Origin of the sequence: Geobacillus sp. Manikaran-105 (assembly GCF_002809955.1) — a bacterium.
In the GTDB taxonomy this organism is placed as follows: domain Bacteria; phylum Bacillota; class Bacilli; order Bacillales; family Anoxybacillaceae; genus Geobacillus; species Geobacillus thermophilus.
The window spans coordinates 14,016-30,625 of sequence record NZ_PIJG01000006.1; the positions used below are offsets into that span (position 1 = coordinate 14,016).

General features: G+C 53.3%; 21 protein-coding genes and 3 pseudogenes. 20 read left to right on the forward strand and 4 right to left on the reverse strand.

Annotated elements, in window-relative coordinates; translation table 11 throughout:
• Positions 1-110: 110 nt before the first annotated feature.
• Entirely contained in the window at positions 111-485 is a 375-nt protein-coding gene (locus tag CV945_RS03090) for a rhodanese-like domain-containing protein (protein WP_011231903.1), read from the reverse strand.
• Positions 486-634: 149 nt separating this feature from the next.
• On the opposite strand from CV945_RS03090, the gene CV945_RS03095 reads away from it, so the two are divergent.
• From CV945_RS03095 to CV945_RS03105, 3 genes and pseudogenes are all read left to right on the forward strand, one after another.
• Entirely contained in the window at positions 635-1,474 is an 840-nt protein-coding gene (locus tag CV945_RS03095) for a lipoate--protein ligase family protein (RefSeq protein ID WP_033010185.1), read from the forward strand.
• Between the two features lie 253 nt (positions 1,475-1,727).
• Positions 1,728-4,301 (forward strand): vitamin B12-dependent ribonucleotide reductase, encoded by a 2,574-nt coding sequence (locus tag CV945_RS03100; protein WP_100659104.1) that lies wholly within the window; start codon positions 1,728-1,730, stop codon positions 4,299-4,301.
• 100 nt (positions 4,302-4,401) lie between these two features.
• A pseudogene (locus CV945_RS03105) lies at positions 4,402-4,683 on the forward strand (spore gernimation protein); the annotation flags it as partial.
• A 44-nt stretch (positions 4,684-4,727) separates the two neighbouring features.
• Here CV945_RS03105 and CV945_RS03110 read toward each other — a convergent pair.
• Positions 4,728-5,105, reverse strand: coding sequence for a hypothetical protein (locus tag CV945_RS03110; RefSeq protein ID WP_100659105.1), 378 nt, complete (start codon positions 5,103-5,105; stop codon positions 4,728-4,730).
• 55 nt (positions 5,106-5,160) lie between these two features.
• Here CV945_RS03110 and CV945_RS03115 point away from each other — a divergent pair, with 55 nt between their 5' ends.
• The 4 genes and pseudogenes from CV945_RS03115 to CV945_RS03130 form a co-directional block, all read left to right on the forward strand.
• Positions 5,161-5,355, forward strand: coding sequence for a DUF2332 family protein (locus CV945_RS03115; RefSeq protein ID WP_100659106.1), 195 nt, complete (start codon positions 5,161-5,163; stop codon positions 5,353-5,355).
• A gap of 86 nt (positions 5,356-5,441) precedes the next feature.
• Positions 5,442-5,570: pseudogene (locus tag CV945_RS03120) on the forward strand (spore photoproduct lyase family protein); the annotation flags it as partial.
• 127 nt (positions 5,571-5,697) lie between these two features.
• Complete coding sequence (mntR, locus tag CV945_RS03125) at positions 5,698-6,123, forward strand: transcriptional regulator MntR (protein ID WP_033009676.1); 426 nt, start codon at positions 5,698-5,700, stop codon at positions 6,121-6,123.
• A gap of 87 nt (positions 6,124-6,210) precedes the next feature.
• Positions 6,211-6,378, forward strand: a pseudogene (locus CV945_RS03130) (patatin-like phospholipase family protein); the annotation flags it as partial.
• 121 nt (positions 6,379-6,499) lie between these two features.
• Here the strand turns inward: CV945_RS03130 and CV945_RS03135 are convergent.
• Positions 6,500-6,856 (reverse strand): SA1362 family protein, encoded by a 357-nt coding sequence (locus tag CV945_RS03135; RefSeq protein WP_033009672.1) that lies wholly within the window; start codon positions 6,854-6,856, stop codon positions 6,500-6,502.
• 20 nt (positions 6,857-6,876) lie between these two features.
• Positions 6,877-7,806 carry a DUF1385 domain-containing protein gene (locus CV945_RS03140; RefSeq protein ID WP_033027765.1) on the reverse strand — a complete coding sequence of 310 codons (930 nt, stop codon included), beginning with the start codon at positions 7,804-7,806 and terminating at the stop codon, positions 6,877-6,879.
• A 187-nt stretch (positions 7,807-7,993) separates the two neighbouring features.
• Between CV945_RS03140 and CV945_RS03145 the strand changes: the two genes are divergently transcribed.
• The 13 genes from CV945_RS03145 to accB all read left to right on the forward strand — a co-directional run bounded on the left by CV945_RS03145 (position 7,994) and on the right by accB (position 16,604).
• Entirely contained in the window at positions 7,994-8,524 is a 531-nt protein-coding gene (locus CV945_RS03145; RefSeq protein WP_033016421.1) for a YqhR family membrane protein, read from the forward strand.
• 163 nt (positions 8,525-8,687) lie between these two features.
• Positions 8,688-9,749, forward strand: coding sequence for a M24 family metallopeptidase (locus CV945_RS03150; RefSeq protein ID WP_033009385.1), 1,062 nt, complete (start codon positions 8,688-8,690; stop codon positions 9,747-9,749).
• Between the two features lie 27 nt (positions 9,750-9,776).
• Complete coding sequence (gene efp, locus CV945_RS03155; protein WP_033009386.1) at positions 9,777-10,334, forward strand: elongation factor P; 558 nt, start codon at positions 9,777-9,779, stop codon at positions 10,332-10,334.
• A gap of 185 nt (positions 10,335-10,519) precedes the next feature.
• Positions 10,520-10,801: a YqhV family protein gene (locus tag CV945_RS03160; RefSeq protein ID WP_033009388.1), complete on the forward strand. Its 282-nt coding sequence runs from the start codon at positions 10,520-10,522 to the stop codon at positions 10,799-10,801.
• Between the two features lie 60 nt (positions 10,802-10,861).
• Positions 10,862-11,779 carry a stage III sporulation protein AA gene (spoIIIAA, locus tag CV945_RS03165; RefSeq protein ID WP_033016424.1) on the forward strand — a complete coding sequence of 306 codons (918 nt, stop codon included), beginning with the start codon at positions 10,862-10,864 and terminating at the stop codon, positions 11,777-11,779.
• Positions 11,776-12,288: a stage III sporulation protein SpoIIIAB gene (spoIIIAB, locus tag CV945_RS03170; protein WP_033009392.1), complete on the forward strand. Its 513-nt coding sequence runs from the start codon at positions 11,776-11,778 to the stop codon at positions 12,286-12,288. The genes spoIIIAA and spoIIIAB overlap by 4 nt, the downstream gene beginning before the upstream one ends.
• Positions 12,289-12,304: 16 nt before the next feature.
• The gene (gene spoIIIAC / locus CV945_RS03175; protein WP_020960538.1) at positions 12,305-12,511 is read left to right on the forward strand and encodes a stage III sporulation protein AC; all 207 of its coding nucleotides are present in this window, start codon (positions 12,305-12,307) and stop codon (positions 12,509-12,511) included.
• A gap of 11 nt (positions 12,512-12,522) precedes the next feature.
• The gene (gene spoIIIAD / locus CV945_RS03180; RefSeq protein WP_227412604.1) at positions 12,523-12,918 is read left to right on the forward strand and encodes a stage III sporulation protein AD; all 396 of its coding nucleotides are present in this window, start codon (positions 12,523-12,525) and stop codon (positions 12,916-12,918) included.
• 12 nt (positions 12,919-12,930) lie between these two features.
• The gene (spoIIIAE, locus tag CV945_RS03185; RefSeq protein WP_033009396.1) at positions 12,931-14,094 is read left to right on the forward strand and encodes a stage III sporulation protein AE; all 1,164 of its coding nucleotides are present in this window, start codon (positions 12,931-12,933) and stop codon (positions 14,092-14,094) included.
• A gap of 10 nt (positions 14,095-14,104) precedes the next feature.
• Positions 14,105-14,716 carry a stage III sporulation protein AF gene (gene spoIIIAF, locus CV945_RS03190; protein WP_033009399.1) on the forward strand — a complete coding sequence of 204 codons (612 nt, stop codon included), beginning with the start codon at positions 14,105-14,107 and terminating at the stop codon, positions 14,714-14,716.
• A 5-nt stretch (positions 14,717-14,721) separates the two neighbouring features.
• Positions 14,722-15,360 (forward strand): stage III sporulation protein AG, encoded by a 639-nt coding sequence (spoIIIAG, locus tag CV945_RS03195; RefSeq protein WP_033009400.1) that lies wholly within the window; start codon positions 14,722-14,724, stop codon positions 15,358-15,360.
• A 26-nt stretch (positions 15,361-15,386) separates the two neighbouring features.
• Positions 15,387-15,938 carry a SpoIIIAH-like family protein gene (locus CV945_RS03200; protein WP_033009401.1) on the forward strand — a complete coding sequence of 184 codons (552 nt, stop codon included), beginning with the start codon at positions 15,387-15,389 and terminating at the stop codon, positions 15,936-15,938.
• Positions 15,939-16,079: 141 nt separating this feature from the next.
• The gene (gene accB / locus CV945_RS03205) at positions 16,080-16,604 is read left to right on the forward strand and encodes an acetyl-CoA carboxylase biotin carboxyl carrier protein (protein WP_100659107.1); all 525 of its coding nucleotides are present in this window, start codon (positions 16,080-16,082) and stop codon (positions 16,602-16,604) included.
• Positions 16,605-16,610 lie beyond the last annotated feature (6 nt).

Below are 16,610 nucleotides of genomic sequence, written 5' to 3' on the forward strand. Positions count from 1 at the left end.
ACGCCTTGGCGTGACGGGGCAAGCCTATGGCTTGCCTTCGACAGTCGAAATATGTTAAACTTCTTCGTTGCATCTATATAGTCCGGCAGCGCGCCTCTTTTTGCTGATCGCTACGCTTTTTTCTTCACTTTCCCGGTCCACGTTTTAAATCCGCCTTTTAAATGGTACAAATCGCGATACCCTTTCCGGTAAAGCATTTGTGCGGCCCGCCCGCTGCGCAGCCCGTTTTGGCAATATAAATAAATCGGCTGGTCTTTGCGCAATTCTTTCATGCGCATGCGCAGTTGGGTCAGCGGGATGTTGCGCGCCCCTAAAATATGTCCAGCCGCAAACTCATCCGGTTCGCGGACGTCGACGAGTTGCGCTTTTCGATAACCGGCGCGGAACTCTTCCTCTGTCAATGCTTTGACAATTCTCTTCTGCCAGAAGTACGTAATGACGGAATACACGATGATTGCGCCGAGAATAATGAGCAATGCTTCCACCCGTCATGCCTCCTTTCGCTTTGTCCGCTATTTCCTATTATATAGAGTTGCCGCTCGGAAGCAAAGTGTTTTCGCGATGCCATTTTTCTTCCCTTGGCCGGCGTTGTTTGCTAAACTAGTAAAGGTGATTCTGAAAAGAAGGTGGAACGATGGCTAAAAAGGAAGTATGGCGCTTTATTGACTCCGGCGAGGGCTCGCCGTCGTTTAATATGGCGCTTGATGAGGCGCTCTTAGAGTGGCACAGCGAAGGAAAAATTCCGCCGACGGTCCGCTTTTACGGCTGGAATCCGCCGACGTTGTCGATCGGCTATTTTCAAAAAGTGGAGAAAGAAATTGATTTAGACGCGGTGAAACGGAACGGCCTCGGCTTTGTCCGCCGCCCGACTGGCGGGCGCGGCGTTCTTCATGACAAAGAGTTGACCTACAGCGTCATCGTCTCCGAATCGCATCCCGCGATGCCGCAGACGGTGACGGAAGCGTATCGCGTCATCTCCCAGGGCATTTTGGAAGGATTTCGCTTCCTTGGGCTTGACGCGTATTTCGCCGTGCCGAAAACAGAAGAAGAAAAAGCGGATTTGCGCAGCCCGCGCTCGGCTGTTTGCTTTGACGCACCGTCGTGGTACGAACTTGTCGTTGAGGGGCGGAAAATCGCCGGCAGCGCGCAAACGCGGCAAAAAGGCGTCATTTTGCAGCATGGTTCGATTTTGCTCGATTTGGACGAAGACTTGCTGTTCAGCTTGTTTAAATATCCAAACGAGCGGGTGAAAGAGCGTCTGCAGCGCGATTTTAAAAAGAAAGCCGTCGCGATCAATGAGTTGACGAGCCGCACGGTGACGATCGAGGAAGCGAAAGAGGCGTTTTACAAAGGATTTGAAAAAGGATTGAACATCGTATTGGAACCGTACACGCTCACCGCCGAAGAGTTGGCATACGTCGAAGAGCTGGCGCGGACGAAATACGAAAGCGATGAATGGAACTTTAAGCGTTAGGCGGCAATATGGAACATCGCTCCTGTTTTGGCAAAAACGGCATGGCTGGTCCGTTTTTCGCCGTTTTTTGTCTTTTTTTGCTTGACAAAAACGAAATGATCTGTTCTAAATCACAATATATAGTATGATTTTCATAAAAAATCATACTATATATTGTTTTTTTCTGTTTGATATGGTAAGGTAGAGAAGACAGGGCAACATTGGCAAAAACATGAGAGATTATATAATTATATAAAAGAGGAGAGATAGGAGAATGACGGTGGCGTCATCCGAAAAAATGAAGATCAATATTGACAAGCTGAACGAGGATATCCGCCTATTTCCGCAAGTGCATCCGATTACGCCGGATATGCACATCACCCATAAAGGCGTATCCCGTTTGGTCATGCTTGACCGGTATTCATTCAAAGATACGGAGAAGCTGACGCTCACACCGGGCGATTTCGTTGTGTTGACGATCAAGGAGGACCCGAAATTCCCAGCCCGCGGTCTCGGTTTTATCGTCGATATTGACTGGGAGGCGAAAAAAGCGCGCGTGTTGATTGAAGACGAATACCGGCACGTGCTCGAAGGCGAGGAGGCGGAAACCGGCATTGTCCTTCGATCGCTCGACATTATCGACAAGCCGCTCGAGATTTTCTATGAGCAAATCGCCAAGCGCAATGCGACCGGGCTGGCGGCGGTGGAAAAGACCGAAGAAAAGCGGAAAGAGTGGTTCGAAAAGTTTTATCAAGAGCTCGCCAGCTTGAATTTTGTTCCGGCCGGCCGCGTGTTGTATGGGGCGGGTTCAGGCAAGGAAGTGACGTATTTCAACTGCTATGTGATGCCGTTTGTGAAAGATTCGCGCGAAGGCATTTCCGAACATCGGAAGCAGGTGATGGAAATTATGAGCCGCGGCGGCGGCGTTGGGACGAACGGCTCGACATTGCGGCCGCGCCATACGCTTGCGCGCGGGGTGAACGGCAAATCGTCCGGGTCGGTCTCATGGCTTGACGACATTGCGAAGCTGACCCACCTTGTCGAGCAAGGTGGCTCCCGCCGCGGCGCCCAAATGATTATGCTGGCCGACTGGCACCCGGACATTATCGAATTCATCGTCTCGAAAATGCAAAACCCGCGCATTTTGCGCTACCTGCTTGAAAATATGGAAGACGAGGGCATCAAAAAAGCAGCGCGCGACAAACTGAAATTCACGCCGCTCACCGAGCGGGAGCGGGCGATGTACGAAGCGATCGTCCGGTACAAAAACGCGCCTGACTACGGCGGCTTCACAGAGGAAATTATCAAAGACGCTGAAGAAAAACTGCGCACCGGCGGTACATACACGGTGCACAACCCGGACTTTTTGACCGGTGCGAACATTTCCGTCTGCTTGACGAAAGAATTCATGGAAGCGGTCGAAAAGGACGAAGAATACGAGCTGCGCTTCCCGGACGTAGAAACGTATTCTGAAGAAGAAATGCGCATTTACAATGAAAAATGGCATGAAATCGGCGATGTACGCGAATGGGAGAAAATGGGCTATCGCGTCCGCGTCTACCGGAAAATCCGCGCCCGCGAACTGTGGAAGCTGATCAACATTTGCGCGACGTATTCAGCCGAGCCGGGCATTTTCTTCATCGACAACGCCAACGAAATGACGAACGCCCGCGCGTACGGGCAAAAAGTCGTTGCGACCAACCCGTGCGGGGAACAACCGTTGGCACCGTATTCGGTGTGCAATCTGGCCGCCATTAACTTGGCGAACATGGTGGACAAAGAACGGAAGGTCATTGACTACGAAAAACTGAAACGCACGGTCGAAATCGGGGTGCGGATGCAAGACAACGTCATTGACGCCACGCCGTACTTCCTTGAGGAAAACAAAAAACAAGCGCTCGGCGAGCGCCGCATCGGCCTTGGCGTCATGGGGCTTGCAGACTTGCTCATTTACTGCGAAAAAGCGTACGGCTCTGAGGAAGGAAACCAGCTTGTCGATGAGCTGTTCCGCACGATCGCCACGACCGCTTACCGGGCCTCGATCGAGCTGGCGAAAGAAAAAGGCAGCTTCCCGTTTTTGGTCGGCGAAACGGAAGAAGAAACGCAAAAGCTGCGCGAAGCGTTCATCAACACCGGTTACATGAAACGGATGCCGGATGACATTCGCCAAGATATTTTGAAATACGGCATCCGCAACTCGCACTTGCTGACGGTGGCGCCGACGGGATCGACGGGGACGATGGTCGGCGTGTCAACCGGGCTGGAGCCGTACTTCTCGTTCTCGTACTACCGGAGCGGGCGCTTGGGCAAATTTATCGAAGTGAAAGCAGACATCGTGCAAGAATATTTGGACAAACATCCGGAAGCCGACCCGAACCATTTGCCGCCTTGGTTTGTGACGGCGATGGACTTGCCGCCGGAAGCGCACGCCGATGTGCAATGCATCATTCAGCGCTGGGTCGACTCGAGCTTGTCGAAAACGGTCAACGCGCCGAGAGGCTACACCGTCGAGCAAGTGCAAAAAGTGTACGAGCGTTTATGGCGCGGCGGCGCGAAAGGCGGCACCGTCTACGTCGACGGCAGCCGCGATGCGCAAGTGTTGACGTTGAAAGCGGAAGAAAACCGGATCGAAGAACAGCTAGAACTGCTTCCAGAAGAACAAGAGGAAAAAGAAACGAAACGCGCCGTCGTGCTTGTCGATACGATTCAAGATGTGCGCGCCACCGATGTGACGATCGGCTCCGAAATCGGCAACATTTGCCCGATTTGCCGCGAAGGAACGGTTGAAGAGATCGGCGGCTGCAACACGTGCACGAACTGCGGCGCCCAGCTGAAGTGCGGCCTGTAATGGTGATACGGATGGGTTTGGATGGATGAAACGCTGGTTTCCGTAGAGGAACCGGCGTTTTTTTTTTACATAAAAGGCAAAAGCCAAAATATAGTGGTAAAAGGCGGAAACGTTCAGTCCGAAAGAGGCGCTAGAGCGCGCCATTCGCTACGGGGCGTCCATCCAATACGATGCGGCGGCGGCTTCGCCGTTTTACCGCTATACAGATGAACAAGGGCGACAACATGAAGTGTGGTTTGAGGACGCCCGCAGCGCGTTGGCGAAATTTGACTTGGTGAAAGAATACGGATTGCGCGGAATCAGCTACTGGGTGCTCGGGTATCCGTATCCGGAAAACTGGGTGCTGTTGGAAGACAATTTCCGCATTCGCAAGCGTGGGTAAGCTAAGCAGTTAGAGCGTATGCGCCGGTCATCGGGCATGCGCTTTTATTTTGTTTCTTGGAGTTCGAGCCGCTTTTTTAGCTGATAAATTTCCAGATCGTGCTGGCCGATCTTATGGTTTAAATATTCAATCGCAATGTTCGCGTTGCGCCAATCATGTGACAATATCTCGAACATGCGCCGATGCTCAGCCAGCTCGTCCTCGATTTTTTTGAAATGGCTGCGCGTCTCGATAATGAAATGGCCCAACTTTTCCTCGAGGCGTTGTTGCTGTTCTTCGAGGCGCTGTTGTCGTTCTTCGAGGCGCTGTTGTCGTTCTTCGAGGCGTTGCTGTCCGGCTTCTAGGCGGTCGAGGCGTTCATGAATCGGCTGCAACTCCTCTTTCAGCACTGAGCGAAGCAATTCGACAAGCTCGTGAGACATTCTGCATCCCTCCTTTCAGTTTAGTTTTATTGTATCATTGCGTTCATGAGCTGTCATGGCAAATCTTGAGCAGCTTCGCGAAATCGGCCGCCAACGGGATTTGTTCCATGTGTATAACAACATGTGGGATCGGAAATTGCATCTGGATGGCATGATTGACGGCCGAGAATATCGGCAAATCGTGGCTGAAACCGATGGGCATGGTCGTTGGTTTCGCTGGGAGATGAACATATCAAATGAGGGGCAATGAACTTTCCATGAAAAATGGTGCCAAGCAAAAGAAGCATACGATTTCCCTCCAACCTTGAACCATACTAACATCAAAATATGGACAACTATAAGTGGGGGCGGTACGGCATCGGCAAATACGTGTATCGTGACGAGGAGGCGCAGGAGCTGGAGGAAACGATGCGTTCGTACATTGCCCGCTTTTTCCCGGCGGCTGAGGTGCAGTATTTTACGTAATGCCCCTTTTATGGTACAATAGAAATGATTGCTATTTTTGTCTGCCAAAAGGGCCGACGCATCGGAGTGACGGTATAGGCCGGGGGATTTGCTGGCGGCAGGCAAACGTTGCAGGAGGGGACAAACGTTGCCGACACCGAGCATGGAAGATTATATTGAGCAAATTTACATGTTGATTGAAGAAAAAGGCTATGCCCGCGTTTCGGACATCGCGGAAGCGTTGTCCGTTCACCCTTCTTCAGTGACGAAAATGGTGCAAAAGCTCGATAAAGATGAATATTTGGTGTATGAAAAGTACCGCGGCCTTGTCTTGACGCCGAAAGGAAAAAAAATCGGCCAACGGCTTGTGTACCGCCATGAGCTGCTTGAGCAGTTTCTTCGCCTCATTGGCGTCAACGAAGAAAACATTTACCGCGATGTGGAAGGGATTGAACACCATTTGAGTTGGAACGCCATCGACCGGATTGGCGATTTGGTGCAATATTTTCAAGAGGACGAACGCCGTCTTGAGGCGCTGCGCGACGTGCAAAAGCGCAATGAGCAAGGGGAGTAAGCGACTGCTTGCTCTTTTTTGTTTTTCGTACTAAACGCCTTTTCTTTCTCTTACATATATATAAACAGCGAGAAAGGGGAGGCGGCGATGAACATTGATCTCGTCTTTTCCGGCGGCGGAGTGAAAGGGTTTGCGTTGCTGGGGGCGTATGAGGCCATTGAAGAAAAAGGGCTGCGCTGGAAGCGGCTTGCCGGGACGAGCGCCGGGGCGCTGCTTGCTGCGCTGCTGGCGGCTGGATACACCGCCCGTGAGATTGCGACCGAGTTTTCCATCGACCTGGAAGCGCGCCGGCGTCTCATTGACTATGGGCGCGAGCGGGCGCGGCAGTTTTTGCGGCGGTGGGCGTTTTGAGCGCCCAAAACAAAAAAGAATCAAGCTAAAAGGAAGCCCGATTCTTTTTTTTGCCTTTTTTGCCCTCGATGACGGTCAAATGCGGAGTCGCCGTTCGCTTTTTCAACGGCCGTTTTAGTTTCGCCGGCTTCGGCTGCTTGCGCGCGGAGCGGGGATGAAGTTTTTTCGACTGCCGCACCGCTTTTAGATACGACAATCGTTCTTTGTTAGTGCGGCGTTGGTAGACGAAACGGTAAAAGAGATAAATCGCGGCTGCAAACAGCGCAACAAACAACAGCTGGCGAAACAGCACCGTCGGATGGGCAAAAAGGGTATACACAATGCCAAGCGTCCCAAGCAAAATCATAAGTCCGGCGAGCGGGTGAACAGCCCTGCGCCGCAATGAATCCACCCCCTTTACGATTACTGCACCGCTTTTTTCGCTTCCGCTTCCGCCTCTAAACGAAGAAGCTGCTGGAACGAAGCGATGGCCACTTCCACTTGGTCGTCGTCCGGCTCTTTTGTCGTCAGCCGCTGCAGCCATAGACCGGGATAGCCCAGCCAGCGCAGCAACGGAATGTCCCTCCATTTATTTGTAAACTGCAGCACCTCAAACGAAACGCCGAGCACGACCGGAATTAAGGCGAGCCGGTTCACAATCCGCAGCCAAAGCGGATCGGTCGGCACGAACAAATACAGAAACAAGCCGACGATGACGGTAAATAAAATGAAGCTGCTGCCGCACCGGTAGTGAAGGCGCGAGGCGCGTTGGACATGTTCGACAGTGAGCGGCCAGCCCGCTTCATAGGCGTTGATCACTTTATGTTCCGCCCCGTGGTATTGAAAGACGCGTTTTACAAGCGGCGTCAAGGAAATAAAGTAAATGTAGCCGAGCAATAAGGCGAGCTTAAAAGCCCCTTCAAGCAAAATTTGCCCCGTTTTTCCCGGGATGAGCGGCTTGAAAGCGGCGGCGAGCAACGCTGGGATGAGCGTGAACACCGTTTTGGCGAACAAAAACGAGAGCACGCCGATCGCGGCGGCGCCGAGAATCAGCGTCAGGTTGGAACTGCTTTCGGCCTCCGTCTGTTCTTCCCCTGGGGCGACGTCATACCGTTCGCTTGCAAACTGCAAATGTTTGGCCCCGGTTGCGCTCGCTTCAATAATGGCGACGATGCCGCGGACAAACGGGATTTTTTTGAAGGCGGCCAGCGTCGGATTGGCGCGGCGCGGTGCGGAAAAGTACTCGATCGTTCCATCGGTGCGGCGAATGGCGGTGACAGAATGCGTTTTGCCGGCAAACATGACCCCTTCGACAACCGCCTGGCCGCCGTATAACGGTTTCTCTTGTTTCATCGGGCAAACACCAACCTATTTTTTTATGTTTATTATTTTATTCTACAAGAAACGTCCGGAAACCTCTAGGTTGATGTTACTGTTATGATTTCCAAAAAATCCATTATTTACACAGAGGCGGTCATTTTTTTGCTTGATTCATGGGGCGGCAAATTGCAGGTCATACTAACAGACAAGGAGGTGTAGCATGATGGCGGAACAGAAAGGAAAACTGGAGCAAGAAAAAACGGAACGGCCGATGACGCTCGTGCAAAAAACGATTATCACCGGATTTGTCGGCGGGGTGTTTTGGAGCTTGATGGGCTATTTGGCTTACTTTTTCAACTTCAGCGAAATCAGTCCGAACATGGTTCTCATCCCGTGGGTCGCCGGCGACTGGAAATACGGCAAAGCCGGCAATTATGCGGCTATTGTGTTGATCGGCATCATTTCCATTGCGGCGGCGCTTCTTTACTATGCACTGCTAAGGAACATCCGCGGCATGTGGGCGGGAATGTTGTATGGCGCTGCGCTTTGGGTAGTGGTGTTTTATTTGCTCAATCCGCTGTTTCCGAACGTGAAGCCGGTTGCGGATTTAGAGACGAATACGGTCATTACAACGCTCTGCTTGTACATTTTGTACGGCGTGTTTGTCGGGTATTCGGTTTCTTTCGAGGCGCAGGAAATGAACCGGCCGTCGCCAAGCGCTGAACCGCAGGCGGCCAAGGAAGGAAGCTAAGCTGTCGGCCAAAGCGGGCGCATATGGCGGAAACTGCTGCGATCATGGTAAAATAAAGAAGGTTTCCATATTTTTTAGGCGCAGCCGATCTCGCGCATCGGCAACCGCCAACGTATCACATCGCCTTTGTATTACAATATTCATGGGCAGAGGAGAATGAAACATGGAAAAGCTGGAAAGGCTTCGAGCGTTGCTTGAAGAGCAGCATCTTGACGGGCTGTTGGTGACAAACGGCTGCAACCGCCGCTACATTACCGGATTCACTGGCACCGCCGGCGTTGCGCTTGTCAGCCGCCAAGGGGCGGTCTTTATTACGGATTTTCGCTATGTCGAGCAGGCGGCCAAGCAAGTTGAAGGATTTGAAATCGTCCAGCACAGCGGACCGATCGTCGATGAAATCGCGAAACAAGTGAAGCGGCTCGGGATCAAAACGCTCGGCTTTGAGCAGGAGCATGTGACGTATGCGGCGTACAAGGCGTATGAAGAGGCGATTGATGCCGAGCTTGCGCCGACATCCCATGTCGTGGAAAAGTTGCGCTTGATTAAGTCGGAAGCAGAGATTAAGATATTAAAGGAAGCAGCGGAAATTGCCGATGCCGCATTTGCTCATATTTTGTCGTTCATTCGTCCGGGCGTCAAAGAAATTGAAGTGGCGAATGAGCTTGAATTTTTTATGCGCAAGCAAGGGGCGTCTTCGTCCTCCTTCGATACGATCGTCGCCTCTGGCTACCGTTCGGCGCTGCCGCACGGGGTGGCGTCCGAAAAAACGATCGAGCGCGGCGAACTCGTCACGCTTGATTTCGGGGCTTACTACAAGGGATATTGTTCCGACCTGACAAGGACGGTCGCCGTCGGCCAAGTCAGCGCTGAGCTGCAAACGATTTATGGCATTGTCCTTGAAGCGCAGCGGCGCGGCATGCGCGGAATCAAAGCGGGCATGACCGGCAAAGAGGCTGACGCACTGACGCGCGATTATATTCGCGAACAAGGGTATGGCGATTATTTCGGACATTCAACCGGCCACGGCATCGGCCTTGAAATTCACGAAGGGCCGACGCTTTCGGCCCGCTCCGATGCGGTGCTGGAGCCGGGCATGGTTGTGACGGTCGAGCCCGGCATTTACATCCCGGGGCTCGGCGGGGTGCGCATTGAGGATGATGCGGTCATTACCGCCGATGGGAACGAAGCGCTCACTCATTCGCCGAAAGAACTGATCATTTTATAACGGATAGCGTGAGGAGGATTTCGGGCAATGATTTCAGTCAACGATTTTCGCACAGGACTTACCATCGAGGTCGACGGCGAGATTTGGCGCGTCCTTGAGTTTCAGCACGTCAAGCCGGGCAAGGGTGCGGCGTTCGTCCGTTCGAAACTGCGAAATTTGCGCACCGGCGCCATTCAAGAGCGGACGTTCCGCGCAGGCGAAAAAGTGAACCGGGCGCAAATTGACACGCGCAAAATGCAATATTTGTACGCCAACGGCGATCAACACGTCTTTATGGACATGGAAACGTACGAGCAAATTGAGCTGCCGGCAAAGCAAATCGAACATGAGCTCAAGTTTTTGAAAGAAAATATGGAAGTGTTCATCATGATGTACCAGGGCGAAACGATCGGCATCGAGCTGCCGAATACCGTTGAGCTGAAAGTTGTTGAAACCGAGCCGGGCATTAAAGGCGACACCGCTTCCGGCGGTTCGAAACCGGCCAAGCTTGAAACCGGCCTTGTCGTTCAAGTGCCATTTTTCGTCAATGAAGGCGACACCCTCATCATCAATACGGCTGACGGCACATACGTGTCACGGGCGTAAGAACCTGAACAAGGGCAGCACTGATCCGGAATGTTCCGGGCCGGTGCTGTTTTTATGCGCCAAAGGTGCCCCGTCCTGCTTCGTTGTCCATCCCCGTTTTCACCGGCAAAAACTTCTTCTGAAACGGCTTGTTCCCGCATACGTTTGTACTAATCCATCTCTATTCGCTAAATGAGGAGGGACACATGAAACATTGGCTGCGATCGATCGATTCGTCCGTTTTGGCGATGGCGGGCATGCGGATGTTGTCGGCGCTTATTGAACTGAGTGCAGCGCTGCTGATGTTGGTCTTTAATGATGTAAGAAAGGCGCTCGCCATTAACGCCGTGCTCGCTGCTGTCGGCCCGACTGTGCTGATCGTAACGATGGCGATCGGTCTGCTTTCGCTGGCGGACGAGCTTTCGTTTTCTCGGCTCGCGTTCATCGCGCTCGGGGTGGCGCTCATTTTGTTCGGCATTTACAAGTAAGGCATAAACAGCATCTTCCGCCCATACATATAGACTAGTCCACCAAAAAGGGGGAGGGCCATGGAAGCGGTATGGGGAATTTTGCCGAAAACGATCGCCGCTGTGCTGCAGCAGATGCCTTCCTGGGGGCGCAGCATCGAAGAAATCCGCATCCGTATTTCCCGGCCGCTTGAAGTGATCGTCGATGGGAAGGCCCGCTTGCTGCCATATGAAGTGACGAAAGAGGACGGCGTGTACTTGCTCAACAAGTTGAGCCATTATTCGATTTATGCCGTCGAAGAGGAGCTGAGGCGTGGATTTATGACGATTGAAGGCGGCCATCGCGTCGGGCTCGCCGGCAAAGTCGTTACAGAAGGGGGCAAGGTGAAAGCCATCCGCGATGTCGCCTCCTTTAACATCCGCATTGCCAAAGAGCAAATCGGCATTGCCGATCCGCTGATTCCGTATGTGTATGATGGGCGCTGGCGCCATACGATGATCATCGGTTCCCCGCAGACCGGCAAAACGACGCTGTTGCGCGACGCGGCGCGCCTGATCAGCAGCGGAACTGGGCGCATTCCGGCGCAAAAGGTGGCGATCGTTGACGAGCGGTCGGAAATCGCCGGCTGCGTGAAAGGCATTCCGCAATTTTCGTTCGGCCCACGCCTTGATGTGTTGGACGCTTGTCCGAAAGCGGAAGGGATGATGATGATGATTCGCTCGATGAGTCCGGATGTCATGATTGTGGATGAAATTGGGCGCGAGGAAGACAGCGAAGCGGTGCTGGAGGCGGCGAATGCCGGCGTTTCGATATGGACGACCGTGCACGGGCGCACCGTTCGAGATGTTTGGCAGCGGCCGACGTTGCGTCCGGTCATGGAGCAACGGGTGTTTGAACGGTTTATTGAGCTGACGAACGTCCCGCATCCCGGCTTCATCCGGCGCATTGTTGACGCCAACGGCGCCGTGCTGTACGAGCGGGCGGTGGCGGGCCGATGAAGTGGCTGGGCGCCTTGTTGATTCTTGCCGCCTCCACTTGGATGGGGATGGCAGCCGCCCGCGCCTTGTACGAACGGCCGCGCCAGCTTCGCCAGCTGAAAGCGGCGCTCAGGGCGTTCGAAGCGGAAGTGATGTACGGACATACGCCGCTTGCCGAGGCATCTCAGCATATCGCCCGCCAGACGGCCGCTCCGATTGGCGAGCTGTTTGCCCAGTTTGCGGCGGCGTTGCATGCGTGTGAAACGAGCGTGGCCGAAGCATGGGAAAAAAGCTTGCGGGCTGTATGGGGGAAGACCGCGCTCAAACAAGGAGAGTGGGAAGTGATGAAACAGTTTGGCGCCACGCTCGGCCAGTATGACCGGCTCACCCAGCAACAGCAAATCGCCTTGGCGCTCGCCCATCTTGAGCGGGAGGAAGCGGAGGCGCTGGACGATCAGGCGCGCTATGGCAAAATGGCGAAAAGTTTAGGCGTGTTAGCCGGGCTGCTGCTCGTCATTTTACTCATGTAGACAGGAGGCAGGACGAATGGGCATCGATGTCGATATCATTTTAAAAATCGCCGGCGTCGGCATCGTCATCGCGTTTTTGCATACGGTGCTCGACCAGATGGGAAGGAAAGAATACGCCCAGTGGGTGACGCTGCTCGGCTTTATTTATATTTTGTTTATGGTCGCTTCGATTGTAAGCGATTTGTTTCAAAAAATTAAAGATGTCTTTTTGTTCCGCGGGTAGGGGGAGAGGCCATGGACATTTTGCAAATCGTCGGCCTCGGGTTGGTGGCGACGTTCCTCGTTGTGCTGCTGCAAGAACAAAAATCGAGCCTCTCCTTTTTATTGACCGTTTTTGTCGGCTGCACCATTTTTTTGCTGCTTGTTGACCACATCAGCGATATTTTGCTGACGCTGCGGGAGATGGCGGAAGGCGCCCACATTCAAATGGTGTACTTGGAAACGATGTTGAAAATTATCGGCATTGCCTACATCGCCGAGTTTGCCGCGCAAATTTCCAAAGACGCCGGCCAAGGGGCGATCGCCGCCAAAATTGAGCTCGGCGGCAAAATCGTCATTTTGGCGCTCGCCGTCCCGATTTTGACTGCCATCATTGAAGCGGTCATCAGCCTCATTCCGGCGGCGCGATAAGGAGGGAACGGATTGAAGCGGACAGCGTTCCTCATTGCGGGGCTGCTCTCTCTCTTTTTTTGCCCGTTCGTCGTACAAGCTGCGAGCGATGGGCCGTCCGTCAGCGAGCAGCTCGCTCATTTGGATGTCAGCGACATCCGCCGTTATTGGGAAACGATCGTCCATGAGTATGGGGGCTTTTTGCCGGAAAGCGAAAAAGGGCCGCTCTCCGATTTTTTAAGCGGCGACCGGCAATGGTCGCCCGTCGAGTGGCTGAAAGCGCTCGCCCGTTATTTATTTTATGAACTGCAAGTCAACGGGAAGCTGCTTGGGACGCTCATTTTGCTCGCTGTCTTCAGCACCGTGCTGCAATCGCTGCAAAACGCGTTCGCCCAGCAGGAGGTAAGCAAAATCGCCCACGCCGTCGTCTACATGGTGCTGTTGTTGATCGCCTTAAACAGCTTCCGCCTCGCAACCGGCTATGCGCTCGAGGCGGTGCGGACGATGAGCCATTTTATCATCGCCCTCGTTCCGCTTTTGCTCGCTTTGCTCGCCTCCTCCGGCGGCGTCGTATCGGCGGCGTTTTTCCATCCGATCATTTTGTTTTTGATGAACACAACCGGCGTTGTCGTGGAATATGTCACGCTCCCGCTTCTGTTGCTAGCGGCGCTTTTAAGCGTCGTCAGCACGCTCAGCGACCGGTACAAGGCGACCCAGCTTGCCGATTTGTTGAACAAGGCCGCCCTCGGTTTGCTCGGCCTCATTTTGACGGTTTTCCTTGGCGTTATGTCGGTGCGGGGGGCAACAGCGGCGGTGGCGGACGGGGTGGCGCTGCGGGCGGCGAAATTTGTCACCGGCAACTTCATCCCGGTCGTCGGCAAGCTGTTTACTGATGCAGCCGATACGGTCGTTGCCGCTTCGATGCTGCTCAAAAATGCGGTCGGATTGGTCGGGGTGGCTGTGTTGTTGATGATTGCCATCTTTCCGGCGGTGAAAATTTTCGCCATCGTCATCATCTACAAACTATCAGCCGCGCTGTTGCAGCCGCTTGGCGGCAGTCCGGTGCTGTCTTGCCTCAACATTATCGGCAAAAGCATCGCCTATGTGCTCGCGGCGCTTTTGATCGTCTCGCTCATGTTTTTCTTCAGCCTCACCGTCATGGTTATGGCAGGGAATATTACGATGATGGTCCGCTAGGAGGAACGTTATGCAGCTTGTGATTGAATGGGTGACGAACATCATTTTGTTTTTGTTGTTTGCCATCATCATCGATTTTTTGCTGCCGTCCGGGACGATGCAAAAATATGTCAAAATGGTCGTCGGACTTTTGCTTCTCCTAATTATGTTGACGCCGGTGCTCCGGATGGCTTCGGCGGATCCGGATCAGCTTGTCGCTTCAGCACTTGCCCGTTTTTCCGACGGCTTCAAGGGGGAAGAGGCGATAAAAAATCAAATGGAACAACAGAAAAAAGAAATACAAGCTTCACAACGCGCATATATTTTAGAACAAATGGCTGTCCAGCTCGAAAACGACGTAAACGGGGAGTTGATGGAAAAGTATGGATTGAAGGCTGATATCAAAGTTTACGCCGATCACAACGAAAATTGGCGCATGCCAGAGGACATCAAGACGATTGAAGTGGCGCTTTTGAAACAACGCCCTGCCGGCGCGGTGGAGCCGGTTGTCATCGATACAACAAAGCCGCCGGCTTTGCCCGAGAGCGATGCCTCGCTGGCTGAAGAGGTGCGCGCCTTTCTCGCCGGCAAATGGGAAGTCGATGAAAATAAAATTGCCGTGCAATTTAGAGGGAGGGAATAGGGGGGATGCTCTCGTTTTTCAAACGGTTTCTTTCTTCCCCGCCCAAAGACGGGAACGGGGAAGGGGCGCGAAAACACATGCCGTTCTCATATGTCGTTGTCCTGCTGCTGGCCGGTGTGGCGCTCATGGCGGCGAGTCACTTTGCGGGTAGCGCAGACGATGCCGAAGCCAAGCCTTCCGCCAATCAGCCGGAATCCCCGTCCGAGCCGGCGTTTTTGTCGAGCAAGGAGACAAAGGATAAAGTGATCGCCGCCTATGAGGAACGGTACGAGAAGGAGTTGAAAGCCGCCCTCGAAGCAATTGAAGGGGTTGAGGATGTCACCGTTGTCGTCAACCTTGACTCAACCGAGCTGAAGCTGTTTGAGAAAAAACGCTCGACCCAGCAGCAAACGACCGAAGAAAGCGACAAGGAAGGCGGAAAACGGACGATTGAAAATCAGTCGACAAACGAAGAAGTGATCATCATCCGCAATGGCGACGAGGAAACGCCGCTTGTTGTCGCCACGAAAAAGCCGGATATTCGCGGTGTGCTTGTCGTCGCCAAAGGGGCCGACAACTTGCAAATTAAAAAATGGATCGTCGAGGCGGTGACGCGCGTGTTAAACGTTCCGAGCTACCGCGTCGCGGTCTTGCCGAAAAAATGACTCAAGTAAGGGGAGAGGAGATCGCCATGTTGAAAAAACAAACGGTATGGCTGTTGACGATGCTAAGCTTAGTAGTCGTACTGTCGGTGTATTATGTCACGGCGCCGAAAGAGATGGGCAACAGCCCGGCGCTCACCGCGAATGAGAAAACAGAAAAGCCGGCCAAACAACCAAGCGTAGCGGTGGAAGAGACCGGAGCGAAAGAGGAGCCGTCAACCGCAGGCGATGATTTGTTTACGGCGCTGCGCATGAAAATTGAGGATGAGCGGAGCCGGCTGCGCGATGAACTGAACGCTATCGTGGCTTCGGCGAATGCGACGGCCGAGGAAAAAAATGAGGCGCTCGATAAAATCGAAAAGCTCCAAGCGCTTTCTGAAAAAGAAGCGACGTTAGAGACGCTCATCAAATCAAAAGGCGGGTATGAGGACGTGCTGGTGCGCGCTGACGGCGGCCAAGTGCGCGTCACAATCAAAGCGAAAGAAAGCTCCGCCAAGTCGGCAAATGAAGTCATTCATATGGTGAAAAAAGAAATTCCGGATGCCCAATATGTCACCGTCGAGTTCCAGCCGGCCGGATGAACGCGCTGCTCTTTGCCAGAGCAGTTTTTTTTGCAATAAAAACCTTTCGTTTGCCCTGCAGTTGTGTGTATAATCGTTATGAATACGTTTGATCACCGCCTGCGAAAGACGGGCTGACACTTGGAGAAAGGTGTGAGAGCGATGAAAATTCAAGAAATCCGCGAATTGATTCGGTTGGTCGATCAATCCTCAATCGATGAATTTGTATATGAGCAAGGAGAAACGAAAGTACATATGAAAAAAGCGGTTGCTGTCGCCGTTGCACCGGCAGCCGCACCGGCGGCGCCCGCACAGGCAGTGGCAGCGGTCGAACCGCCGGCGGCCCCGGCGCCTGCGCCTGTCCAAGTGGCGGCTTCGGAAGTGAAGCCGGCGCCGGAAACGGAACCGCCGGCGGCCAAAGAAGCAAAGCCGGCTGTGGAAGACAACTTGCATCAAATTACATCGCCGATGGTCGGCACGTTCTACGCAGCGCCGGCGCCGGACAAGCCGCCGTATGTGAAGCCGGGCGACAAAGTGAAAAAAGATACGGTTGTTTGCATCATCGAGGCGATGAAGCTGTTTAATGAAATTGAAGCGGAAGTCGATGGCGAAATTGTCGAGGTGCTCGTGCAAAACGGCCAGCTCGTCGAATACGGCCAGCCGTTGTTTTTGGTCAAGCCTGAATAAGGGAGA